Consider the following 23746-nt stretch of genomic DNA (forward strand, 5'->3'; position numbering starts at 1 on the left):
CCTCCCCTGTTTCGCCCTCCCAAAACCCAATTACAATAACCCGCATTGCTCAAACCGTTGGGCGATCATCGCTAAATGTTTCCACCATTTCCCCCCCCCAATCCAACGCCGTGAGGGAAGATGGCCCACGGGGGCGCGGGGGTGATATTTCAAATAGTTGTGGCGTGAAACATCATGGGCGGGCCAATCCACCTGATGGCAAAATTCCGGATAATCATCCTGGGCGGCTTTAAACATGAGGATTTGGACTTTAAAACCAAAGCGTTTTTCACTGTATTTTGCCCAGAGAAAATCGATCGCCCGCAGGTCAGCACAGGGCAGATCGTCAATCTCGCTGAGAAATAGATAAGACCCGACCCGTTTGCGGGTGAGGCGACAGAGAATCGCCCAGGTTTCATCGTCGGCGGCTTCCCATTGTTTACGCTTCAGGGCGGTTTGGAGGTTGGTGTAGTCAATGCGGACGGGTTCAACGGGGGTTTCGAGTTTTTGCTTTAAGGCTAGTAAGTCGGGATCGAGGGTGGTGGGGGCGGGCTGGGAAGGAGACATCGCCACCGTGGGCATATCGGAGATCAGCGGGGCAGGGTTTGGGGTCGGATTCTGGATAGCGGGGGCGTTGGCGATGTCTGCGCCGATTTCCCGTAAAACAGCGGTGGCGGATTGGGGCCGCTCCCGGAGGGAGGGGTTGATGAGTTGATTGATGATCCGGATCAGATCGAGGCTGAGGTGTTGATGGCTGGGAATGCGATCGCGCCATTGCCAGCGATCGTTAACAATATCAAACAATTCTTCCGGATTAACCCCGGTAATCAGATTTAAACAGGTGGTTCCCAAACTATAGAGGTCGCTGGCGGGCAAGACCCGGCCCCGCAACTGTTCCGGAGCCATAAAGCCTGGTGTACCGATTACCGTCGCGCCCCCCATCATGGCGGTATCGGTGAGCATCCGGGCAATGCCAAAGTCAATGAGGATAAATTGCCCGGTGCTACGCCGCTGCATGATGTTATCGGGCTTAATATCCCGATGAATCACTTTCTGCTCGTGGATAAAGTGCAACACCGGCAGAATATCCCGCAACAGTTGCCAGATCATTAATTCTAAATGGGGATGTTGTGACCAGACCGAGGCGTTGAGACTCTGGCCGTCGATCCATTCCTGGACTAAATACAATTGCCCCTGCTGTTCAAAGTAGGCGGCTAAGGTGGGGATTTGGGGATGGTTGCCGAGGGTGCTGAGTTGTTGGGCTTCCTGTTGGAAAAGGGCGATCGCCTTATCCCGCATCGCCGGGTTTTGGGTGGGGAAAAAGAGTTGTTTAATCACACAGCGGGGCTGTTGGGGCAGATGGTGATCGACCCCTAAAAACGTCCGGCCAAATCCCCCTTGGCCCAAGGGTTGGAGGGCAGAATACCGCTCCTTGAGGTGGAGTCCTTGGCCACAGTGTTGGCAAAACTGATGGCGATCGCTGTTTTCGGGTTTGGCGCAGTCGGGATTAAAGCAATGGGCCATAATGGGGAGAGGCAGGCAACAGCAGAGATTTATTTGATTATCCCCCGTGACCAAAAAACTGATCCACCCCTCCGACCCTTCCCCCTTTGCTCTTCTCTCGGCAACTGAGGCCGCTGTCCACATGGCCGGCATTACGAAAATTTATGGAGCGGGAGATGGGGAAGTTCGCGCCCTCAATGGCGTGAATTTCACCGTTTATCCCCATGAATACTGTGCGATTATGGGGCCATCGGGATCGGGCAAATCGACGCTGATGAATATGATCGGCTGTTTAGACCGCCCCACGGATGGTATTTATGAACTAGATGGTGTTAATGTGGCCAGCTTGGGGGAGCCGGAATTAGCGGAAGTGCGCAACCGTAAAATTGGCTTTGTGTTTCAACAGTTCCACCTCTTGCCCCATGCCAATGCGGTGGAAAATGTGATGTTACCGATGATCTATGCGGGGGTTCCGGCGGCGGAACGGCGCGATCGCGCTGTGGCCGCCCTCACCCGTGTCGGTTTGGCCAATCGCCTCAATAATCGCCCCAACCAACTTTCCGGGGGGCAACAGCAACGGGTGGCGATCGCCCGCGCTATTGTCAATGAGCCGGTGATCCTCCTCGCCGATGAACCCACGGGGGCCTTAGATTCCCACACCACCGAGGAAGTCTTAGAACTCTTTGCTGAACTCAACGCCAGCGGCATTACCATCATCATCGTCACCCACGAGGCCGATGTCGCCGCCCGTACCCAGCGAACGATCTGGATGCGGGATGGTGAGGTGGTCGAAGATGGGCCTTCAGAGGCGATCGCCGCCAAAATCGTTCATCACTACCACCCCTAACTGCGCCGTTGCTCCCCTTTAAAGCGTAAATATTCCGCCCCACAGGCCAACAGCCCCGAACCCAAGATCAACAACACACTGAGGGCGTTAATATCTGGCTTCACCCCAGTGCGGATGCGGCTGAAAATTTCCATGGGCAGCGTGGTGGCCCCCGTCCCGGCGGTGAAACTGGCAATGAGAAAATCATCCATACTCAACACAAAGGCCAACAGACAACCGGCAATAATCGCCGGGGCCAATTCGGGTAAAAGTACCTTGATAAACGCCTCTGTAGGCGTTGCCCCCAAATCTAACGCCGCCTCTTCCAAATGGGGGTCTAAATTCGTCAGCCGTGAAGAAACGACGATCGCCACATAGGCCAAGCAAAATACCACATGGGCCGCCACAATCGTCCAGAGGCTGAGTTGAATCCCCACGACGGCAAGGAAAATTAAGGTGGAAACGGCGATCGCAATATCCGGCACAATCAAGGGCAGGTAGGCCACCCCCCGATAGAGGGCTTGGCCGGGAAAGCGGTATTTAGCCAAACCGACAGCCATTAAGGTTCCGAGGAGGGCGGCGATCGCCACCGCCACCCCCGCCACCCCCAAACTATGCTCCAACGCCCGAAAAATCCGCCCATCCGCCCAGAGCTTGCGATACCACCGCAGCGAAAACCCCGTCCACCCTGCACTATAGGCCGACTGATTAACGCTATACACCGCCAAAACCACAATGGGCAAATACATATAGCCAAACATCAAGGCAGAGAACAACGCCTGCCAAGAGGGTTGGCGATGGGGTTGAGTATTAGCCATCCAAGCCTCCTGATAAACAAACAACCTTTAGGCGCAAATCACCAACTCACATCCCGTGGATGGTAAAGACTGAGCAACAATTGATCTAGAAACCGAGGGTTCATCAGCTAAATCAAACTTACCTGTTAAAATTTTGCCAGTCTTAAAAAATATTTGGCGATCGCAATAAGCACCCGTGGTGTAAAGATTGCCTGATTGCTCACACAAACACATTAAAACCGCTTCTGTTTCTTTGTCAATGTGCAACAATATACGCAAGAATATGCGCAAAAATATGTACAACAATATTTGTTAAAAACCCATCAATTTTTTGGATTTAGGCATATCCTTTTGAGTTGACTGAATCCAGGCTATCAGCTAAGTTAGTAGTTGTCAAGTGGTTTACTAACTAATTTTTTATGCTGTCACAAGACGATTACAAAGCCCAAAATCACGTTAAATATATCCTAAATTACCATTTTGTCTGGATACCCAAACGGCGCAAAAAAGTGTTAACTGGCAATATATCAACTAGACTGAAACAGATTTTTTTGGATTTGGCTGTAGAAAAAGAATGGGATATTTTAGACTTGGAAGTCGCACCAAATTATGTACATTTGTTTGTCAGCGTCAAACCAACCGATACACCACATTTAATTGTTAAATCATTCAAAGGACGTAGCAGTAACTATCTCAGAAAAGAATTTCCAGAACTCAAAAAATTACCTACATTATGGACTAACAGTTACTTTGTTAGTACAGCGGGTAATGTCAGCAGTGCAGCCATAAAAAGATATATTGAAGACCCACATCATGCTAAAAATTAAAAAGACCTCGGCGAATTAATTCGCCGAGTGGCTTCCCTCTCATAGCTTAAGCCGCTGAGTTTCCCGCTTACCGCTATATTTTTTATGATGTTCTTCAACCACCAATATGCCCAGCGTAGGGTGCATCACAGGGATAAACCCATGGGGTAAAAGAGCAGCATAACGGCTGACACACCCTCTCAACTGTGGGCGCAAAAACACCACGAATAGGAGCGAAAAAATTCTCGCCCCAACAACAATAATGCCAAACCCCAGATCTATTTCCCCTTATTTTGGAAATAAGCTTCAAGCACCTTCGCCACCATCGGAGCCGCCACCTTACCGCCGCCGCCGCCGGAATGCTCCACAAAAGCCACCACCACAATTTCCGGCTTATCTGCCGGGGCATAGGCTCCAAACCAAGCATGAGACTCGCCAGGAGGAGCCTCCGCTGTGCCACTCTTACCCGCCGCCAAAGGAACCCCAGGCGTATTCACCGCTCCCCCCGTTCCACTCGTAACCACCGCTCTTAAGCCATTGCGGAGTACCTCAATCGTACTGGGCTTGAGATCCATTGAAGTCCGCCATTCTTTTTGATCTTCATCATTTTTTAAAAGGTGAGGCTTTACTAAATACCCCCCATTGGCTGGAACCGCAAACATCACGGCCACCTGTAGTGGTGTTGCTTGGGTAAACCCTTGGCCAATAGACATATTCACCGTATCCCCCGCCGTCCATTCCCAATTAAACCGCTCCCGTTTCCAAGCATCATCGGCAATCAAGCCTTCAGCTTCAGCATTGAGTTCAATGCCCGTTTTTCGGCCAAACCCATAACGCCGGGCCCAATCAATTAACACTTCACCCCCCACACCCCAACCAATTTGACCGTGGAACGTGTTACTACTCCAAGCCATGGCTTGGACATAACCCATGGGGCCGAAGCCTGCCCGGTTCCATTCCCCGAAAGCAGTTCCCCCCACCCGCAGATAAGCGGAGGTTTGTAAAACAGTGTTGGGGGGATATTTGCCCGATTCCAGGCCAGCGGTTGCTGTCACCACCTTAAACGTGGAAGCGGGGGGGAAACCGCGCAAGGAACGATTCACAAAGGGATTCCCTTCCCCCTGTAATTGCGCCCATTGCTGTTCCGTAATGCGACCGGAAAAAATATTGGGGTCAAAGGTGGGGTAACTGGCCATGGCCAGTACTGCTCCATTTTCGGGATCCATGGCCACCACTGCCCCCTTGCGTTTACCCAGGGCAGCTTCAGCGGCTTTCTGTACTGCTAAATCAATGGTGAGGATCACATCTTTCCCGGCTTTCGCGGGCTTTTGTCCTAGCACCTGCACCGCCTGACCTGAGCCATCCACTTCCACTTGTTGCCCACCCCATTCACCCCGGAGCAACTCTTCTAAGGATTCCTCAACCCCCATCTGGCCGACAATATCCCCGAGGCGATAACCCATGGGACGGCGGGCTTCGAGTTCTTCAGCGTTGAGTTCCCCGGTATAGCCAAGGATGTGGGCTGCCACGTTGCCATTGGGATAGTTGCGTACGTGCTCAATATCAACATCTACCCCTTGCAGTTGAGCGCTATATTCCTGAATAGCGGTGATTTGGGCTTGACTGAGGTCTCGCCCGACGCGGATTCGGGTGGGGGAGTTGTAGCCCTCTGCTTCTACGGGGTCGCGAATTTCGGATTCCGGTAGCTCCAGGATGCGAGCGAGGAGCTTAACGGTGTGATCCCAGGTTTCATATTTTTGGGCAAGGGGCCAAATATAGGCGGAGTGAGTGAGGCGGCTACTGGCGAGGATGTTGCCTTTGCGATCGAACATTGTGCCGCGCACTGGTTGGCGGGGAATGATCCGAATCCGGTTGTTTTCTGCCAGTTGTTTGTTGCGCTCCCCTTCTACCAACTGAAGATAGGCCAGGCGTGAGCCGATGCCGCCGAGCAGCAGTAGGCTGATCAGCAACATGATAAAGACCGATTGGTAACTGAGACCGACGGTTCTAGGGGTCTGTTTGCGTCCGACCTTGGATGTGGGCTGTAGCGCAGTGGGATGAATGGCTCGCATTATGTTAAGTTAACCGTTCAGGGAATGGATGACGAAAATTCTGAGTGGTGTACTCCACTTTCGTCGCTCAGAGAGGCACCCCGCAGACTGGGTTCTTGCGTTATTGTACGACCGGCTTTGCGCCTGTTGGCAATCTTGGGATTTTGAATTGAATTTATCTTAACCTCTGAGGGAAGGAATTGTCCCTGAGGACGCGGGCTGCGTTGAAATTTTCGCTATCCGGCTGAGGGATCAAGGCTAAAAGCTCAGGCTCCATCCGCCAATTAGCCCCTTATTCTTGCTTTTTACCCTACCCCATATTTCCCGAAGCTTATGGACTAATGTCAGGATTTAATTAGATTGTGCTCGGTGTGGGGGGTTCTCTAGCTTTGCGGAAAGACCTTGCTAGAATGGGGCGGAGATCAATCAGCACTCTGGTGATTCCCTCCGAGGACTGAGGGAGGGCCGCTTTTTTCGGGCGATCGCCTTTCCACCTGGGTGATCAACCTGGGTGATTCATTTTTGCTCTTTTTTTAAATCTTAAAATCTTGCTATGACGGCTCCCGCCCTTGCTCCCAATGCTTTGAGTTCTGTACCTCCTGGTGTGTTCGATTGTCCGGATGTGGAATTGCGACGGATTACCAAGCAGTTTGAGGGGGAGACGGTGATTCGGGGGGTGGATCTCCAGGTGCAGCCGGGGGAGTTTTTTTGTATTTTGGGGCCCTCTGGTTGTGGAAAAACGACGCTGTTGCGGTTAATGGCGGGGTTTGAAACGCCCTCGACGGGGGAGGTGCTGATTCGAGGGGAGGTGATGAATGAGATTCCCCCCTATCGCCGGCCGGTGAATACGGTGTTCCAAAGTTATGCGCTGTTTAATCATTTAACGGTGGCGCAAAATGTGGCGTTTGGGTTGCAGGTGAAGCGGTTGCCGAAGGCGGAAATTGGCGATCGCGTCGCCCAAGCTTTAGCGGGGGTCAAGATGGAAACCTTTGCAAGCCGCTATCCCCGCCAGCTTTCGGGGGGACAGCGGCAACGGGTGGCTCTAGCGCGGGCGCTGATTAATCAGCCGACGGTGATCCTCTTAGATGAACCCTTGGGGGCGTTGGATCTCAAGCTGCGCAAGGAAATGCAGGTGGAATTAGCCCGCCTTCATCAAGAGGTGGGGTTAACGTTTGTGATGGTGACTCATGATCAAGAGGAGGCCCTTTCCCTCTCCGATCGCATTGCCGTCGTCCGGGCCGGACAAATTGAGCAAATCGGCTCCCCTCAGGAAATTTACGACCAACCCCGTACCGCCTTTGTGGCGGATTTTATTGGGGATACCAATTTATTTACCGGAACCGTTGAGGGGATTGCCGGGGATTTGGTGACAATTCTCACCCCCCAAGGCCTCAGCCTCATCGCCCAAGGACGGCCAGGGCTAACCTTAGGGCAAACGGTAACGGTTTGTGTACGCCCTGAACAGATCCAGTTAACCGCTGAACCCACCACAGACCGGGAAAATTGTCACCGAGGACAACTATCCCAAGTGATGTATTTAGGAACCCATGTGCAATCGGTGGCGGCATTGGTGGAGACGGGCGATCGCCTCCGCATCCTCCAACCCAAACCCGGAACCTCCTTCCCCCTCAACAGCCCCCTCTACCTCTCCTGGCGAGCCACCGATACCCTAGCCCTCATAAACTAGATCCCCACTTCCCACTCCCCACTCCCTACTCCCCACTCCATGCCCGCCTCCCGCCGTCAATTCCTCACCACCTCCGCCGCTGCCCTCTCAGGTTTCGCCCTTTCCGGCTGTGGCTGGACGCTGGCCAGCGTCAATGCTGCCCCCACCCAAACCTCCACCGATGAACTGTATATCTACACCTGGGCTGGCTATACCGATGGGGATTTACTCCAACGGTTTCAGGAAATGACGGGGATTCGCGCCATTGCCGATGTGTTTGATTCCAATGAGGCGATGTTGGCGCGGTTACAGGCCAGCGGCGGCGGTGGTTATAGCATCATCTACCCCTCGGATTATATGGTGCAGAAGATGACGGAGTTGGGGTTTTTGCAGGAGCTTGATCCCAGTCAATTGGTGGGGATGGAGCATCTGTTTCAACGGTTTCAGGATCCGGTTTATGATCCCGGCAATCGCCACAGTGTCCCCTTGAGTTGGGGAACGACGGGGATTATTTACAATCGCCGTCTGTTGGCCGAACCCCCCCAGGATTGGGATTATCTCTGGACTCATCGCGAGGTGTTACATAAACGCATGACGCTGCTTAATGATGTGCGGGAGGTGATGGGGGCGGTGTTGCGATCGCTGGGTTTTTCCTACAATTCCACCAACCCGGTGGAAATCCAGGCGGCCTATGAAAAATTGGTGCAGTTAAAGCCGGCGATCGCCGCCTTCACCTCCGATGCCTGGCGGAACCCGATGCTCAGTGGGGATTTAGCCCTCGCCATGTGCTACTCCTCCGATGCCCATGAGGTGATGGGGGAAAATCCGGATTTAGAATACGTTCTTCCCCTCAGTGGCTCTAGCGTCTTTGTCGATGCCCTCGCCATCCCCCGCACCGCCCCCAACCTCGCCGGAGCCTATGCTTGGATCAACTTCATGCTCCAACCGGAGGTAGCCGCAGAAATCTGTAAACGCCTCAGTTTCGCCATTCCCAACGCCGTAGGAGTTGAACTCCTCCCGACGGTACTGCGGGAGAACCCCAGTTTATTCCCCCCCGATCCCGCCATTGGCCGCTGCGAGGGGCTGATTCCGGTGAGTGACGAATTGAGCGAACTCTATGATCGCTATTGGACAAGGTTAGCCAGTGGTTAATGGCCCTGATCCTGACGCGCCTTAATCAACTCCACCCCCCGCGATGTGCCGAGGCGGGTGGCTCCCGCTTGGATGAGGGCGATCGCCTGCTCCGGGGTTTGGATGCCCCCCGATGCCTTAATGCCCGCGCCGCCGCCGGTTAACTCCCGCAACAGCCGCACATCCTCCACCGTTGCCCCCCCAAACCAGCCGGTACTGGTTTTCAAAAATGCTGCCCCCCCATCCAGGCACACCGTCGCCGCTAACTGCTGCTCCTCTGGGGTCAACAGGCCCATTTCTAAAATGGCCTTAATCGTCTGCCCCGTTTCTTCACACAACTGGGCAATCTCTCGATAGACCCCCTCACCATTCCCCGCCTTAATCCAGCCTAAATTAATCACCACATCCAACTCCGTTGCCCCATTCTCCATCGCTTCCATGGCCTCATAGAGTTTAGTAGCGGAGGTGCTGGCTCCACTGGGAAAGCCAATCACCGCACAAACCGCCGTATGGCTATTGTGGAGACATTCCCGCGCCGTTTTAACCGCGTTGGGATAGACACAAACCGCCGGAAAATCGTATTGCATCGCCGCATTACACCCCATTTTCACCGCTTCAAGGGTAGCGGCGGGGTGCAAAATGGCGTGATCAATATAGCGGGTGAGGTCAATTTCTTGGGGATCAATCATCAGGTTGCCGGTATGAGGCCATCCTTTAGGTTAATGCACCAGGGTCGCTTATCGCTGATGGGCGGCAAGGGGTTGCGGGGCTCCCTGAGGTTAATGTACCACCGTTACCGTTGTCCCCATTTCGATTTGCTCAAACAGGGCCACGACATCATGGTTAAACATCCGCACACAACCATTAGAGGCCGCTTTACCAATGGAATTAACCGTGGGTGTGCCGTGAAAACCAATGATGCCATTGGGCAAATTGTTAAAGCCAATCCACCGCACCCCTAAAGCACTGTTGGGGCCCGGTGCTGTCACCTGGCCAGTCCAAGGGTTTTGCCACACCGGGTTTTCAATCATTTGAAAGACTTCAAATGTTCCCGTGGGGGTGGGGGTGGCTGATGTGCCGATCGCCACGGGATAACTGGCTTGGACTTCATCCCCCCGATAAACGTAAACCCGCCGTTCCCCTAACCGTAAAACCACATGGACGACATCTTCCTGGGGGAGGTAGCGATCGGCATGGCCCAAGGACGGGACTTCTGTCATTGCTACGGTAGTTAAGGAAATAGGAAAGTTCTCTGCTGCGGGGGCCGGTGTTGCCCCCATCGCCCCCCAAAATGCCACGGTGAACAATAAACCCCAGGATTGAATCCGCATACTGCCTCACTCACAAGATCGCTAAAAAGTTATTAAGATGAAGCAACAAGTCCGGTGGGACTGATGGCCGGTGGCGATCGCCCGTCTGGTTAAACGGTTTCGGACAGCAGGGGATCGCCCTCTTGCTGATCAGGATGGTCGGATCTATTCTAATTCAGGTTCTTGGGGCGTTGTTAAGGGAGGGGGCAAAAGATCAACCGGCCCACGCTTGGGCCCTAAATAGAGGTTTTCTAGCAATACCCCAGCCCCCGCGACCCAAGGGGGGACAATAATTGCCCCAACAATGCCTAAAACTTGGGTTCCCCCCAAGACTGCTAAGAGTTGATAAATGGGCAATACCTGCACGGTATTGCCCACCAGTAAGGGATCGAGCACATAGGTTTCAACGTTCTGAACAATCACAAACAGGAGCAACACCCAAAGAAAGAGCCAACCCCCTTGGCCAATGGCCACCAACAGGGCAGGAATTGCCCCCAATACCGGGCCAAAGAAGGGGATCAGGTTGGTAAATCCGGCAATCACCCCTAAGCCGAGGGCAACTTCCGTTAAGCCCATTAATCGCAGGGCAATACTAATCACGATCCCTAAAATGGCAGAAACTAAAATTCGCCCTTGGATGTAGTTCCCCATGCGTTGGCCCATGGGATGAAATTGGGCGGCAAGGCGTTGATCCCAAGGGGTGGGGAAGAGGGTGACGAAGCCGGAGATGAGGCGATCGCCCCCTGATAATAAATACCCCGATAGCACTAGGGCTAACAAGAGGCTAAGGCTACCCCCGATAAACCCCCGCGTCAGGCTATAGGAGCGGATCAGTAATTCTTGAGAGGTGCGAAAACCCCAGGAGGTGAGGGCTTGGATATCGAAAAATTGGTTGATTTGCTCTAAAACAATGGGGTCATTGAGGCCCAATTGAATGGCGCGATCGCGCACCAAACTTTCCAAAATATCCAGATAGCTGGGTAACTTTCGCCCCAAGCGTTGGATCTGCTCCGCCACCGTCGGGCCAATCACCAAACCCGCGAGGACTAAGCCGCCAATGAGGGCTAAATAGATCAAAATCACCGCTAACCAGCGGGGAATTTTCAGCCGTTCAGCGCGGGCGATGGCGGGGGCAAGGGTGGCGGCGATCACGATGGCAATCATTAACACCACCAATAACCAGCGCAGTTGCCAGAGGAGAACCAGCAATAACCCTGCTCCGGTGAGGGTGAGCAGGGTGGGGATGGAGAGGGTAATTTCGCGTTGAGCCATGGGGGTTTGTGGGGAGGGGGAAGTGGGAAGGGGGAAGGGGGAAGTGGGAGAATGGGGGGACTGTTTAAAGAATAGACTGATGGCTTCTGATTTTAGCGATGCAATTCCCCTGGATGAAATCCGGTTCAATGACCAGGGGTTAGTGCCGGCGATCGCCCAGGATTATCTCGATGGCACGGTGTTGATGATGGCTTGGATGAATCGGGAAAGTTTGGCGAAAACTTTAGCGACGGGGGAGGGGTGGTATTGGAGCCGATCGCGCCAGGAGCTTTGGCATAAGGGGGCAACCTCGGGCCATTTCCAGCGGGTCAAGTCGATCCGCTATGACTGTGATAGTGATGCGATCCTGATGGCCATTGAGCAGGTGGGGGAGATTGCCTGTCATACGGGGGAACGGAGTTGTTTTCACCAAATTGGCGAGGGAAAGCAGGCCCCAGGGGCGAATACGTTATCTGAACTTTATGATGTGATTTGCGATCGCCGCGACCACCCCAACCCCGAATCCTATACCTGCAAACTGTTTGCGGGGGGGGATAACAAGATTCTCAAGAAAATTGGTGAGGAAGCCGCCGAGGTGGTGATGGCCTGCAAAGATGATGATCCCGACCAGATCGCGGGGGAAGCTGCCGATCTGCTCTATCACACATTGGTGGCGATCGCCCATCACAACGTTCCCCTCCGGGATGTGTTGCGCAAACTCCATGAACGCCGTCGTTAACCGATGGGGGGAGGGGATCTCGGCATGGGAAATCAAGGAATATGGCACACTAGAGAGCGAACTCTCTACCCCTGATGAATTCCTGTGCAAATTACCGGCGGTGACTGGCGACTGTTGCGACGATTAGGCCCCTACGCTCGCCGCCATCAAAAACTCCTGATTATTTCCCTCGTTCTCCTCTTTCCTCTCTCCGCTGCTGGAGCCATCCAGCCGCTGATCATCGGTCAGGCCATTTCCCTGATTCGCCAGGAACCAGTATGGGGATTCTTGGCAGGATTGAGCATCAATGCCGGAATCAGCCGTTTATTGATGATTTTGCTAGGTACGATTGTCGTCCGGCTCCTGTTTGTTTCCCTCCAAGGCTATTTGGTGCAACAGGTGGGCCAGGAGATTACCGCCGATGTCCGCGATGATCTCTTTGCCCATGTCCTCTCCCTTTCTTCCCGGTTTTTCGATAAAACCCCTGTGGGTAAGCTCGTCACCCGGATCACCAACGATGTGGAGGCCTTGGGGGATGTGTTCGCGACGGGGGCCGTGGGGATTCTCAGCGATATTGTTTATATTGCCGTCGTTGTGGTGACGGTGTTCACGCTCCAATGGCAATTGGCCCTGCTGTTGATCCTGCTGTTGATCCCTGTCAGTGCGTTGATCATTTACTTTCAGCAGCAATACCGCAAAGCCAATTACCGCGCCCGTGAAGAGCTATCGAAACTGAACTCAATGCTCACGGAAAACATTGCTGGCATTGGCATTGTCCAAACCTTCCGCCGGGAGGAGTTTAATAGTGAACTGTTCCGGGTAATTAACGATCGCCACCGTGATGCCGTCGATAAAACGATTTTCCATGATTCGGCGGTTTCCGCCACATTGGAATGGATTGCGCTGGTGGCGATCGCCGCCATCCTCTGGTTAGGGGGGGTGATGGTGATGGGGGATTACCTCACGTTTGGGACGCTCTCGGCGTTTATCCTCTATGCCCAGCGATTTTTTGACCCGATCCGCCGGTTTGCGGAAAAATTCACAATGATCCAATCGGGGTTTACCGCCGTGGAGCGGATTGCCGAACTCATGGATGAACCCATTGAAGTGCGGGATGCCCAGGAGACGCGATCGCTCGACTCCCTCGCCGCTGCCGCCGAACCGGGGGAAATCCGCTTTGAAAATGTTTCCTTTGGCTATAAGCCCGATGAATTAATCCTCCAAAACCTCAACTTCATGATCAAACCGGGGGAAAAGGTCGCCCTCGTCGGCCCCACCGGAGCGGGCAAAAGTTCCATTATCCGCCTTCTCTGTCGGCTCTATGACCCCACAGCGGGGCAGATCCTCATTGATGGCGTGGATATCCGCGATGTCCCCCAAGCCGAACTGCGGCAATATATTGGCGTGATTTTGCAGGAAAGCTTTTTGTTTGCCGGGGATGTGAAACGCAATATTACCCTTGGGGAAGAATATAGTCTTGCAGCGATCAAACAAGCGGCAGAAAGTACGAATGTCGCCACCTTCATTGAAGACCTGCCCCAAGGCTATGACACCCCCCTCCGGGAGCGTGGCACAAACCTATCAGGGGGCCAAAAGCAACTCCTCGCCTTTGCGCGGGTGGCGATCCGTAGCCCTCGCGTTTTAGTCTTAGATGAGGCCACCGCGAATTTAGATGTGGGGACGGAGCGGTTGGTGCAGGATGCCTTGGAGCGGGTGTTGAGTGATCAAACCGCGATCATTATCGCCCACCGTTTATCAACGATTCGCAATGTCAATCGGATTCTGGTGCTGAACCAAGGGCAATTGGTGGAAACCGGCAGCCATGAGGAACTGTTAGCAGCGGGGGGCCTCTATGCCAGCCTTTATCAGTTGCAAATGTTGGGCCAGGATTAGTTTTGGAATGACCTTAACCCTCGTGCCATGGCTAGGCTCGTGGCACGGGCTAGGGCAGGCCTGTTTATGAAGCAGAGCTAGAGCAAGCCAAATTCCGCCAGAGCGGGGCGAAAGTTGCGGTTTTCGTGGCCGGGGCGGCTGAGTTTGAGCAGGGCAAACCGTTGTAGGGGGGTGAGGCTTTGCCATTGGGCGAGGGAGAGGATGACATCAAACTGCATTGCTTGAGCCTGGACAGAATCGGGAATTTGATCCTCCTGTAGCCAAGGGGGATGGGGGTCAATCTTTAGGCTTTTGGCGGGTTGACCGTTGTAGTGAATCACCAAGGTTTGCAACGCCTCCCCATAGGCAGCAATTTCTGCCACCGTCCCACAGGGTCGCGTCACCAAGGCTTCCCGTTCTGCTAAGGTGAATTGATGCCAATGCTCTAGTTTGAGTTTTACGCCGCAGGTATCCAATTTAAACCGGACTACCATGGGAATGCACCGCAAAGCCGTTACAAAGTCCTGCTCAAAATTAAAGAAACTCATGATTTTTAACGAATATGAAAAGTTTTCGGGTCTTGAGAATTGAAGGTGACATAAGTTATCCTAGATTATATGGAATCCGCTTAATCAGATCGTGCAAAGTGGTGTAAGGGCGAAAATTTTTGTGCCTCCGGCGGGCTTATGCCAGCGCCCCTACGCAGATCAACAATACAACCGAATTTCATCTCGCTTGTTGACTAAGCCCTCACAATTTCAGGAAAATTGATTTTTTCGATGACGCATTTTTGCTTTTAATAGCTTCATTTGGTATGGGTCAGCATCCTTACGCCAAACTAAGCGATGTCCCTTGAGTTCAGCACAGTGTTCCTTTAAATACCGTTGCCATGCGTCGGCAGTTTGAATCCGGGAAAGCTCATCTAACAGACCCCATTGCCGTTCTTGATCACTTAACTTTGCAAACTTCGCATAATTTGGATAATCTGGTAAAATCAGTTGCTCTTTTTGATGCAAAATTGGTGGATTAAATCGAGGATCATAATCACGATACTTAACCTGTAAATCGCGCAAATCAATTTCTACGCTGGTACGCAAGCAAGGATGAGGTTCTGTATCAAAGTGAGGATAAAATAAGTAGGTGATTTTAGGTTTTTGGGTATGAAACTTGATAATAGTCGCTTCTTCTGGACGGCCAATCGTGCGAGATGCACAACCTTCTAGTAAACGCAGCACTGGGTCAAGATTAGACAAGGCAGAAATGTGAACCCACAGAGAATGAGGACGTTTTTGACCAATTTTACTTTGGTGACATCGCTCTTGAATTAATGCTAAATTGCCTAATGTCATCAGCATTAGATCTGCCGCAGTGCAGGCAGATTGATAGCTACCAAAAAGAAATTTAATATCCTTTTGAATCATAGAACTCAGATCACGAAGTTTAGGGCGCTTACCAAAGTGTGTCAGGGCAAGATAAACCATTAAATCTTGGCGGCGTGTTTGCGTAATTGCATCCCATTCACTAGCATCGGTAGCTTGTAAGATAACTTGAAAAGCCCGTTTAATTGTTTTGAACTCTGCTTCAAGAGAACTCCAATGCTGAGATTCAAGTTCTTCAGGAAAGGGGAGACGACCTCGCTCAGTGATGAAATTCATCACAGGTTGAAGTAAAGGTTGATAGTCTTCAAAGCGTTTAACCGTAAGACGAATACGGGGAGTTGTGGCACGGGAGCGAAAACGAGAAGCACGGAAAGCCTCGGCTTGACTTTCATCACGAAACACAAAATAAATTCCTAGGGCAACAGGAATAGCATCAACTTCTAAAACCTGATCAATATAAGTCTTTAATTCGTCTTGCTCGTAATATTTTTGAAAAGTATTTCGGCTTGTAATAATACCATCTTCATAGGCGATCAGCCCTTGGATATCATCATGAATTAATACTTGAGCAGCGACGATCAAAACTTGCCGTGCTAATGCCCAAGCATTGAGTAAAGCTTGGCGGCGTTCCTGGGCATCTTCAATAACATTAATGATGTAACCTAAGTTGACTACATCTGCATTTTTGTGAGGGTTTTGAGGCTGATAATAGGGATCAAATCCTGAACTGGCAATGCCGCGATCGCTGACAAATTTTACATCTGTGCCGTAACCACAGCCATAATCAAAAAACGTGCTTTCTTCGGAAAATAGCCCGGCTTCAATGGCAAGGCGAACTGGTTTAGAGAGAGTATTGCGCTTGATGGCAGCACGGTGACGTTTAATGGTTGGAGTGAGAATTTTAGAAGTGACGAAGAGAGGACAAGCAAGGGTGTGATTGTGGATTTCAATTTTCTGTTGTTGGAGATGATTTTCCCAATATTGACTTGTACCGATGTTTCGGGAATTTTTCAGTAATCCGAGAACTTCCTCTTGTTGGGTAAGATGAGCAAATTGGGCATATTGAGGATGATCAGGAGCAAGAAACGTTTCTTTCCTGTGGAGAATCGGGGGATTGGGGCGATCGCCATAGTAAAAATAAGTTAGATCACCCGTTTGCCAATTAACCTGGGTACTTGCAACAAGGGCCGGATGAGGGTTTTCTTCAAAGTTAGGATAGTCAAGATAGGAAATTTTCGGGTTCTTATAGTTAAATTTAATGAGATTAAAGCGGGTTTGGGGGGGGAGAAACTGACGGGCTTGCTGTTCGATGTTTTGGATAGTGAGATGGAGGCAAGATATCGCACTGACATGAACGTAGATGGCATCGGGAAGATGCTTGCCAATGGGACTATCCTTGCAGTATTGTGCCAGTTGTAGCAGTGAGGGCAGATTCACGACAGCCAAAAAATTAAGAACAAGTAGATTGATGATAACTAAAAAGATTTATGCAAGTTCATGCAAGTAGCTATAGTTTTTCATTTAGCCCAATATTTAAAGCTAACCTGAAAAGTATATTGAATTCAGACACCAAGATGAAATTTGATTGATTTTTAAAGAGCAATCGTCGTTTTGACTGAATTGTGCTATAATCCGATTGTACGCTTTTACTGCACATCTTGATTTTTGCTTTTTGAATCTCTAGAATAACTTTATAACGATACCATGACCACAGCACAATTACAACTAAACATCACAAAGCAGGATGAGATTAATTTTGCTCGTCATGAAACGTTCCATCCTAGATTTGGTTGGTTAAAAAAAGGTTTTGAGCAGGCAAGCAAAAACCCCGATGTTTTTTTTGCCGATGATGCAACAGTTAAGCTAGGTGTTGGCAAAAATATGGTGCGATCCATTCGTTACTGGTGCCGCGCTTTTAAGTTATTGAATCAAGATGATGATACTCCCACTATTTTTGGAGAGCAGCTTTTAGGAACGGATGGTTGGGATGCTTATTTAGAAGACCCTGGATCTTTATGGCTCTTACATTGGAAATTAATAGAGTCACCTTGTTTAGCAACAGCATGGAAGATTGTTTTTGATCAATTTCGTGCTAGTGAATTTACCAGTGAAGAACTTTTTTATTGCCTCAGTGATTACTGTCAGAGCTTACGGGGGAAAACAGCAGATTCTTCCCTGCGAAAAGATGTTAACTGTATATTGAGAATGTATGTTGCTCAACAAAATAAAAAAAACACAGAAGATAGTTTAGATTGTCCCTTTGCGGAGTTGGGGTTAATCCATACGGCCGGTGTCTCTCATCGCTATATGTTCCGGGTAGGCTATAAACCCACTCTTCCGCCTGAGGTTTTGGTGTATACTTGTCTATGCCATGCAGCACAAAGAAATACGACTGCACGAAGTATCCCCATTGCTTCACTGCTCTATGATTCTGGCAGTCCTGGTTTAATTTTTAAAGTCACAGAAAAGGATATTTGTAATGCTATTGAGTTTGTGAATCGAGGTTTTGAATCTCTCAGTCTTGCTGATGCGGCTGGAAAAATTCAGTTGTTTTTCGACGAAGATCCCAGTGAACTAGCTGAAGCTATTTTAAACAATTATTACATCAAACGATAAAACGACAATAGGAATCATGCCGACAAAACTTTCCCAATACTTTAAGCTACATCGCCGCTACTTTCGTTCCATAAATTTAGAGCGAGATCTAGAAAATATTACGGCATTAGATGGATATATTATTACAGAAAGATCAGCAGATATTCTAGAGCGTGTCCTAAGCAGTTTAGCACAGAAAAAAAGTGATCATGCACGTACTTTAACAGGTGTTTATGGTACAGGAAAGTCAGCATTTGCTCACTATTTAGCTTGTATCTGTAGTAAAAAATCTAGCAATATTTATCAATCTGCAAAAAAAATTGCTGCTGATTCATTAGATCAAGAAAGCTTGCTTGTTCGTGCCATTGATACGTTACCCGAAAAGGGTATTCTAACAACGGTTGCAACAGGACGATCAGAACCTTTATCTTGGACATTAGCACGAGCATTAGCTGAGGGATCGCATCGTTTTTGGAGAAACCAGAAAAATCCTCCGGAAATTTTAAGAAAATTTACTGACTGGGAGGTTGAAGAAGGTCATCTTAAAATTAAAGATTCCGAAATTCTAGACACATTAAAAAAACTTTTAAAGGTGGCAAAAACTCATGTCTTTATTATCTTAGATGAGTTTGGTAAGAATCTCGAATATTCTGCGCAACATAAGGGAGCCAATGATCTCTATTTATTGCAGCAAATTGCTGAAATGAAGCCTCAGGGTGAATATCGAGTTCACTTTTTAGGGATTTTACATCAGTCTTTCACGGGATATAGCGATCGCCTTTCCGCTACTGAACAGCATGAGTGGAATAAAATCCAAGGCCGGTTTAGCGATCTACCCTTTCAAGATTCCCCAAGTCAAATGACGCGGCTCATTGGTCAGGCCATTGATCGCAGTGGTGCAGATAAGATTTTATGTGTTGTGCAAAATCTTGCTCAAGAGTGGATTAATGCTCTAGAAGATTTATTTAGTGAACAGGGTTTACCCACCCAAGCCTTAGCGGATACTTATCCGATTCATCCTATCGTTAGTCTAGTGCTGCCGATGCTTTGTGTGCGTTATGCTCAAAATGATCGTTCATTGTTTACCTTTTTAACCAGTGATGAACCCTATGGGCTACAAGAATTTCTGAATAAAACAGGGGTTGATGAAGATCACTTACCCACGTTGAAGCTTCATCAAGTTTATGATTATTTTGTTGAATCGATGACGGGGTTAAGCTCTCGCTTTAATCTTCAGCGATGGGTGGAAATTCAGGGTTTGATTGAAGATGCCCGTGATCGTGCTCCTGAAACGCTGAATGTTTTAAAAACCATTGGCATTTTAAACTTGGTGACTACTACAGGGATTTTGCGGGCCACGCCGGAATTGGTGGCTTTATCCATGTGCGATCGCCCTAGTCTGATTGAAAAAGAACATTGGCTAGAAATCATTTCAGACCTTCAAAAAAAAGGATTGATTACCTACCGCCGTCAATTAAACGAGTTGCGGATTTGGGAGGGTTCAGATTTTAATGTAGAGCAGGCTATTTATGAGCGATTACAAACAGAACGGCCGTCACTGTTAGAACTCCTAGAGCAGGTTGATCCTCGAAAACCTTTAGTCATTCAACGGCATTACACAACGACGGGAACGCTTCGCTATTTTGAGCAGCGCTATCTGGATGGTCGCTCCCGGTTAGATCAGCTTCGCTGTTTAAATATTAGTCATGATGGCTTGATTGGTTATTGGGTGGATCGCAAGGAACCTGGAAAAATTCCTGAGTTCACGGCAGATGGTAAGCCTTTAGTGATTGTCCGGACAAATTTATTAGACTTGTTGCATACAAGAGCACAGGAATTGGAAGCTCTGCAATATATTCAAAAAAATGCGCCGGAACTCCAAAATGATGGGGTAGCTCGTCGGGAGGTGCGTACCCGCTTGATTGATGCAGAGCGGTTATTGAATGAAACTGTTGTTCAGGCTTTTGACTGGGCAACGAGTCAAAACCCCTGTTGGATTGAGGGGAAATTAGTGCCTATTCAGCGGGCGAGGGAGTTTCAGTCTAAACTTTCGGACTTGTGCGATCGCATTTATCCCCGAGGCATTGTTTTAGATAATGAATTGATCAATCGGCGGGTGCTCACTACCCAGGGGGCTAAGGCACGGCGGCTATTATTGGAAGCGATGCTAGAAGCAGCGGAGGTTCCCCGTTTGGGTTTGGAAGGGTACGGGCCGGAAGTATCCATTTATTACTCAGTTTTGGAAGCAACGGGAATTCATCGGGTTGAAGATGGGGTTTTAGGGTTTTACCCACCAAAGCAAAATTCAGGGCTGTTTTCGTTGTGGGAGGCGATTGAGTCATTTTGCTTCAGGGCAACGATGGCGCAACAATCTTTAGATCAGCTTTATGTGAATTTGGCGGCTCCTCCCTATGGGTTAAAGGAGGGTGTGATTCCGCTCATTTTAGCAGCGGTTTTATTAAATCATTCTGATAATGTTGGGCTATACAAAGATGGGGCATTTATCCCTGTTTTGGGGACGGAGCATTTTGAGTTGTTGGTCAAAGATCCATCACGATTTTCGGTGAAGTATTTTGAGATTGTGGGGTTGCGCTTGGCGGTGTTTCGGAATTTGGAAAAAATGTTAAAGTCTCCTGGAGCGAAAGAGCCTGCTGGGGTGCGCAATGCTTCATTGTTAATGGTGGCAAAGCCGCTGTTTACTTTTGCGAAAAAGCTACCGAAGTTCACACACCAAACCCAGCGGATCAGCCCGGAAGCTCAGGCTGTGTTGCGGGAATTGCAGAATGCACAGGAACCTGATGAGTTACTGTTTACATCGTTACCAAAGGCTTGTGGGTTTGAGCGGATTCCGGCAACGGGGGTAGATGATCTGAAGTTAGTGGAGGCGTTTCGCAAAAAATTTATTGAATGTCTCCATGAGATTCAGACGGCCTATGAGGTGCTGTTAGCGGATGCGCAGAGGGATCTTTATGAAGCGTTTGGGATTCGTAGTGGTGAGGCAAAGCTACGGGAGGATCTGCGGGTCAGGGCGAATTATTTGCTCCGTGTTTGTGTTGAGCCGTTGTTGAAGCGGTTTGTGTTGGCGGCGGTGGATCAGCATAAGTCTGATCATGAGTGGCTGGAGGCGGTGGTGATGGTGGTGGCGGATAAGCCGCCCCGGTCTTGGTCGGATAGGGATGTGACGGGGTTTGAGTTGGCGTTGAGTGATGTGGCGAGGGTTGCCTAGACAGAGATTGCCAATAATTTTGCTTTGCAAGATCTAGCACAAAAATTTTAGAAATTTAGTTTATATTCCATACCATTGATTGGAAATTGTCCTACAATTTGCCTAAACTTATCTCTAGATTTAGCATCAAGTCGAATGTAAAATTGTTGATTTTTGTTTTTTAAAATACTTCCACCTAAATCAAAACGAGAACCGAGAAGATCCATTAAAAATTCAACCTCTGTTAGGGAAAAGCTCATGGTATAAAACATGATTCCATTGCTACAGCAACCATCATCATAAAACCATACAACCAAAGCAAATTCAGTTAAGTATTGAGCAATAAAACTTTCTGGCACAATCTTACGATCCTGATACCATTGACCATATAAGTTTGTTAAAAAAGGATGAACTTTTGTCCTAATCCACCAATTCAAATAGCGTTTTCCTGTTTTTACATGAGGTTTAGCTAAACGTTCATTAAAAGAACAACAAAAGTATTGACTTAAAAATTCATATTTCCATTGCAAATATTGCTGATTAGCTCCGCCTTCATTATAACGGGCATTTAGTTTATTGCTTCTTTTCTCTAAATTTCCATCACCTAACAAACAACCTGCCAGAAATTCACAGAGTTTTGAATCTGGTTGTTTTCCCTGATAGCTAAGATAACTTGATTGAGCAATAGAGCCTTTTCCTCTTGTTTCTTTGGATTGATTATTGATGGTTGGTGAATTTGGATAAAGCTTTTTATATTCGTTTAGTGTCAACCCATGAATTTTTAAATGATGATAATTGAGGATTTGAAAGGATTGCTTGCAAATTTCACAAGTTACCATTTCAACACCTCGCTCCATCAATTCTTGAATATGTTTCTGTTGGCGTAATTGATCACATTTTTTCATAGCCCGCTTGTTATGGGTTGCTTGACACTCTAGACTCCCACAGGTTTTGTGATAAGCAGGGTGCAGGAAGCGGGGATCAACGATTTTGCCGCAAACCGCGCAATTGTAAGGGTTTCGCATGACTAGCCAGGTTTTAACTTCAATTATTTTGTTATCATATATGATAACAAAATCAAAAACTGAAGTCTTCACAAAAGTTCATTTTTATTTTTTCTGAATCTGTGATAATAGAAAGTTATGGGAAAAGCAGGACAAGCACTAAAGCAGGTTTTAGAGTTGTACAACATCCGCCAAAGTCAATTGGCAAAAATGTTGGGTGTTGAACGTCCAATTGTTTTTCGCTGGTTTCACGAAAGAATAGATCCAACAGCCGAAACAGTTGCTGCGATTGTTCAAGTTCTAAAGGAAATTAATCCATCAGCATCACAAAAGTTTGTTCAGGTTTATTTGGGCGATGTGGCAGGAATACAATTGAATATGAATAATTTACAATTACCTAACTCAGAAAAAGTTAATGTTGCTGCGTTATCTCAAATTTTTAGCAGCACAACAAATTCTTATAAATATTTATTTTTCTTGTCATTATTAGATATTTTAAAACGAGAAAAATTTAAAACTTTCACGTCGATTACATTTGAAAACATTATTATTGAAATGTTGGCAAATGCTTGGTATTCTCATAGTTATTCTAAATTGTCTTTTGGCATACAAGATCAAATTGCCGATAGACTCGATTCTTTACAATTAGAAATTACTGAACCGATTTTAAAATTTACTGATCCAGATAAATCTAGCTTAAGACGATTGATTCAACAGAATAACCTTAAGCAAATCATCGCCCACTTCAAAAAAAATGTCCCTTTTCGGCTTATTCGACCTTTCTTAGTTGAAAAATTACGAGAATTTGATGTCAGTAATGAAGTAGTAGAAAAAACTCCAAGAATTGCTACTGAATACTTTGAAATCTATAAGCCTCTCTATCGATTTAATGCAACAAATTTTAAAGATAGCAGCGAAATTTTATTACATCCGGATTGGATTAAATACTTACAAGAAAATTATGCAATTGTTCGCGGCTGGGCTTCTTGGGAATGGTTGAATTATATGCAAAAAAGAAACCCGAATATTCCTAATTTGGTTAATAAACTTTTCATGCCACAGAAGCGAGATTCTTTGGCGAAACCTATCAAATACTGGAAAGCTGTTTTAAAGCATCAAGACATTGACTGTATTTACTCCCAAACTAAATTAGATCTAGAATCCATTTCGCTTGATCACTATTTGCCTTGGTCATTTGTTGCCCATGATCAACCGTGGAATTTGATTCCAACGACAAGATCTGTTAATTCTGCTAAATCTAACAATCTACCTGCATCACAATATTTTGAAAAGTTTGTTAGGTTGCAACATATTGGTTTAACCGTTTCTGCCCAGCATTTTTCACGGTCTAAATGGCTAAAAGAAGTTGAATCTTTTATTACTGATCTCAGAATTGATGATCCTGACAATCTATTGGATTTTAATTTTTTATTGAAAAGCTATGAAAATACAGTTAAGCCTTTAATAGCCTTAGCTGAAAATCAAGGATTTGTAGCAAACTGGCTTTATACTAGCAAAAACCAAATGATTGGCTAGGTAAGCGGGCTTTTGAAAATGTAAAGTAAGTCACCTTTTTTTAATTTGAGTTGACACCATTAAAGAGCATTTGTTAATATGTTTTTAATGAAGTTGTGACAATATTTGATCTAAAAA

At 48.1% G+C, this 23746-nt stretch carries 18 protein-coding genes; 9 read left to right on the plus strand and 9 right to left on the minus strand.

The genetic code is table 11. The features are described 5' to 3' along the window. Positions 1-30: 30 nt before the first annotated feature. On the minus strand, positions 31-1503 hold the full coding sequence (locus VB712_RS00730) for a serine/threonine-protein kinase (RefSeq protein WP_323251107.1): 1473 nt from the start codon (positions 1501-1503) through the stop codon (positions 31-33). A 46-nt stretch (positions 1504-1549) separates the two neighbouring features. Here VB712_RS00730 and VB712_RS00735 point away from each other — a divergent pair, with 46 nt between their 5' ends. Continuing rightward, positions 1550-2329, plus strand: a complete 780-nt coding sequence (locus VB712_RS00735) for an ABC transporter ATP-binding protein (protein ID WP_323251109.1) — start codon at positions 1550-1552, stop codon at positions 2327-2329. On the opposite strand, the gene VB712_RS00740 is transcribed toward VB712_RS00735, so the two are convergent. After that, complete coding sequence (locus tag VB712_RS00740; protein ID WP_323251111.1) at positions 2326-3126, minus strand: ABC transporter permease; 801 nt, start codon at positions 3124-3126, stop codon at positions 2326-2328. The two genes, VB712_RS00735 and VB712_RS00740, sit on opposite strands and share 4 nt — an antisense overlap. 398 nt (positions 3127-3524) lie before the next feature. Here VB712_RS00740 and tnpA point away from each other — a divergent pair, with 398 nt between their 5' ends. After that, on the plus strand, positions 3525-3932 hold the full coding sequence (tnpA, locus tag VB712_RS00745; RefSeq protein WP_323251113.1) for an IS200/IS605 family transposase: 408 nt from the start codon (positions 3525-3527) through the stop codon (positions 3930-3932). 257 nt (positions 3933-4189) lie between these two features. Here tnpA and mrdA read toward each other — a convergent pair whose 3' ends face one another. Further along, positions 4190-5983 carry a penicillin-binding protein 2 gene (gene mrdA, locus VB712_RS00750; protein ID WP_416236212.1) on the minus strand — a complete coding sequence of 598 codons (1794 nt, stop codon included), beginning with the start codon at positions 5981-5983 and terminating at the stop codon, positions 4190-4192. A 532-nt stretch (positions 5984-6515) separates the two neighbouring features. Between mrdA and VB712_RS00755 the strand changes: the two genes are divergently transcribed. Further along, a complete protein-coding gene (locus VB712_RS00755; RefSeq protein ID WP_323251117.1) occupies positions 6516-7649 on the plus strand; it encodes an ABC transporter ATP-binding protein in 1134 nt (377 codons plus the stop codon). Between the two features lie 39 nt (positions 7650-7688). Continuing rightward, entirely contained in the window at positions 7689-8780 is a 1092-nt protein-coding gene (locus tag VB712_RS00760) for a spermidine/putrescine ABC transporter substrate-binding protein (RefSeq protein ID WP_323251119.1), read from the plus strand. On the opposite strand, the gene deoC is transcribed toward VB712_RS00760, so the two are convergent. The 3 genes from deoC to VB712_RS00775 all read right to left on the minus strand — a co-directional run bounded on the left by deoC (position 8777) and on the right by VB712_RS00775 (position 11341). Continuing rightward, the gene (deoC, locus tag VB712_RS00765; protein WP_323251121.1) at positions 8777-9448 is read right to left on the minus strand and encodes a deoxyribose-phosphate aldolase; all 672 of its coding nucleotides are present in this window, start codon (positions 9446-9448) and stop codon (positions 8777-8779) included. The two genes, VB712_RS00760 and deoC, sit on opposite strands and share 4 nt — an antisense overlap. A 90-nt stretch (positions 9449-9538) precedes the next feature. Then, positions 9539-10090, minus strand: coding sequence for a L,D-transpeptidase (locus tag VB712_RS00770; RefSeq protein ID WP_323251123.1), 552 nt, complete (start codon positions 10088-10090; stop codon positions 9539-9541). A 144-nt stretch (positions 10091-10234) separates the two neighbouring features. Continuing rightward, the gene (locus VB712_RS00775; protein WP_323251125.1) at positions 10235-11341 is read right to left on the minus strand and encodes an AI-2E family transporter; all 1107 of its coding nucleotides are present in this window, start codon (positions 11339-11341) and stop codon (positions 10235-10237) included. A 79-nt stretch (positions 11342-11420) separates the two neighbouring features. Between VB712_RS00775 and hisIE the strand changes: the two genes are divergently transcribed. Continuing rightward, positions 11421-12059, plus strand: a complete 639-nt coding sequence (gene hisIE / locus VB712_RS00780) for a bifunctional phosphoribosyl-AMP cyclohydrolase/phosphoribosyl-ATP diphosphatase HisIE (protein WP_323251127.1) — start codon at positions 11421-11423, stop codon at positions 12057-12059. 84 nt (positions 12060-12143) lie between these two features. Next, entirely contained in the window at positions 12144-13931 is a 1788-nt protein-coding gene (locus VB712_RS00785; protein ID WP_323251129.1) for an ABC transporter ATP-binding protein, read from the plus strand. A gap of 77 nt (positions 13932-14008) precedes the next feature. Here VB712_RS00785 and VB712_RS00790 read toward each other — a convergent pair whose 3' ends face one another. Together VB712_RS00790 and VB712_RS00795 are read right to left on the minus strand one after the other, a co-directional pair. Beyond that, the gene (locus VB712_RS00790; RefSeq protein ID WP_323251131.1) at positions 14009-14458 is read right to left on the minus strand and encodes a nitrate reductase associated protein; all 450 of its coding nucleotides are present in this window, start codon (positions 14456-14458) and stop codon (positions 14009-14011) included. Between the two features lie 210 nt (positions 14459-14668). After that, entirely contained in the window at positions 14669-16726 is a 2058-nt protein-coding gene (locus VB712_RS00795) for a DNA phosphorothioation-associated putative methyltransferase (RefSeq protein ID WP_323251316.1), read from the minus strand. Positions 16727-16993: 267 nt separating this feature from the next. Between VB712_RS00795 and VB712_RS00800 the strand changes: the two genes are divergently transcribed. Both VB712_RS00800 and VB712_RS00805 read left to right on the plus strand, forming a co-directional pair. Next, on the plus strand, positions 16994-17905 hold the full coding sequence (locus VB712_RS00800; RefSeq protein WP_323251133.1) for a DUF4007 family protein: 912 nt from the start codon (positions 16994-16996) through the stop codon (positions 17903-17905). 571 nt (positions 17906-18476) lie between these two features. Further along, positions 18477-21110, plus strand: a complete 2634-nt coding sequence (locus VB712_RS00805; protein ID WP_323251135.1) for a hypothetical protein — start codon at positions 18477-18479, stop codon at positions 21108-21110. A 47-nt stretch (positions 21111-21157) separates the two neighbouring features. Here VB712_RS00805 and VB712_RS00810 read toward each other — a convergent pair whose 3' ends face one another. Next, positions 21158-22186 (minus strand): hypothetical protein, encoded by a 1029-nt coding sequence (locus tag VB712_RS00810; protein ID WP_323251137.1) that lies wholly within the window; start codon positions 22184-22186, stop codon positions 21158-21160. Positions 22187-22231: 45 nt separating this feature from the next. Between VB712_RS00810 and VB712_RS00815 the strand changes: the two genes are divergently transcribed. Then, positions 22232-23629 carry an HNH endonuclease domain-containing protein gene (locus VB712_RS00815; RefSeq protein ID WP_323251139.1) on the plus strand — a complete coding sequence of 466 codons (1398 nt, stop codon included), beginning with the start codon at positions 22232-22234 and terminating at the stop codon, positions 23627-23629. The last annotated feature ends 117 nt before the right edge of the window (positions 23630-23746 follow it).

The organism is Spirulina sp. CCNP1310 (assembly GCF_034932185.1).
In the GTDB taxonomy this organism is placed as follows: Bacteria; Cyanobacteriota; Cyanobacteriia; order Cyanobacteriales; family Spirulinaceae; genus Spirulina.

What these genes read in the sequence shown, in the direction of transcription:
- VB712_RS00730 (WP_323251107.1), bottom strand. Translation starts at nt 1,503, where the DNA reads ATGGCCCATTGCTTTAATCCCGACTGCGCCAAACCCGAAAACAGCGAT.
- VB712_RS00740 (WP_323251111.1), bottom strand. Translation starts at nt 3,126, where the DNA reads ATGGCTAATACTCAACCCCATCGCCAACCCTCTTGGCAGGCGTTGTTC.
- tnpA (WP_323251113.1), top strand. Translation starts at nt 3,525, where the DNA reads ATGCTGTCACAAGACGATTACAAAGCCCAAAATCACGTTAAATATATC.
- mrdA (WP_416236212.1), bottom strand. Translation starts at nt 5,983, where the DNA reads ATGCGAGCCATTCATCCCACTGCGCTACAGCCCACATCCAAGGTCGGA.
- VB712_RS00755 (WP_323251117.1), top strand. Translation starts at nt 6,516, where the DNA reads ATGACGGCTCCCGCCCTTGCTCCCAATGCTTTGAGTTCTGTACCTCCT.
- VB712_RS00760 (WP_323251119.1), top strand. Translation starts at nt 7,689, where the DNA reads ATGCCCGCCTCCCGCCGTCAATTCCTCACCACCTCCGCCGCTGCCCTC.
- deoC (WP_323251121.1), bottom strand. Translation starts at nt 9,448, where the DNA reads ATGATTGATCCCCAAGAAATTGACCTCACCCGCTATATTGATCACGCC.
- VB712_RS00770 (WP_323251123.1), bottom strand. Translation starts at nt 10,090, where the DNA reads ATGCGGATTCAATCCTGGGGTTTATTGTTCACCGTGGCATTTTGGGGG.
- VB712_RS00775 (WP_323251125.1), bottom strand. Translation starts at nt 11,341, where the DNA reads ATGGCTCAACGCGAAATTACCCTCTCCATCCCCACCCTGCTCACCCTC.
- hisIE (WP_323251127.1), top strand. Translation starts at nt 11,421, where the DNA reads ATGGCTTCTGATTTTAGCGATGCAATTCCCCTGGATGAAATCCGGTTC.
- VB712_RS00790 (WP_323251131.1), bottom strand. Translation starts at nt 14,458, where the DNA reads ATGAGTTTCTTTAATTTTGAGCAGGACTTTGTAACGGCTTTGCGGTGC.
- VB712_RS00800 (WP_323251133.1), top strand. Translation starts at nt 16,994, where the DNA reads ATGACCACAGCACAATTACAACTAAACATCACAAAGCAGGATGAGATT.
- VB712_RS00815 (WP_323251139.1), top strand. Translation starts at nt 22,232, where the DNA reads ATGGGAAAAGCAGGACAAGCACTAAAGCAGGTTTTAGAGTTGTACAAC.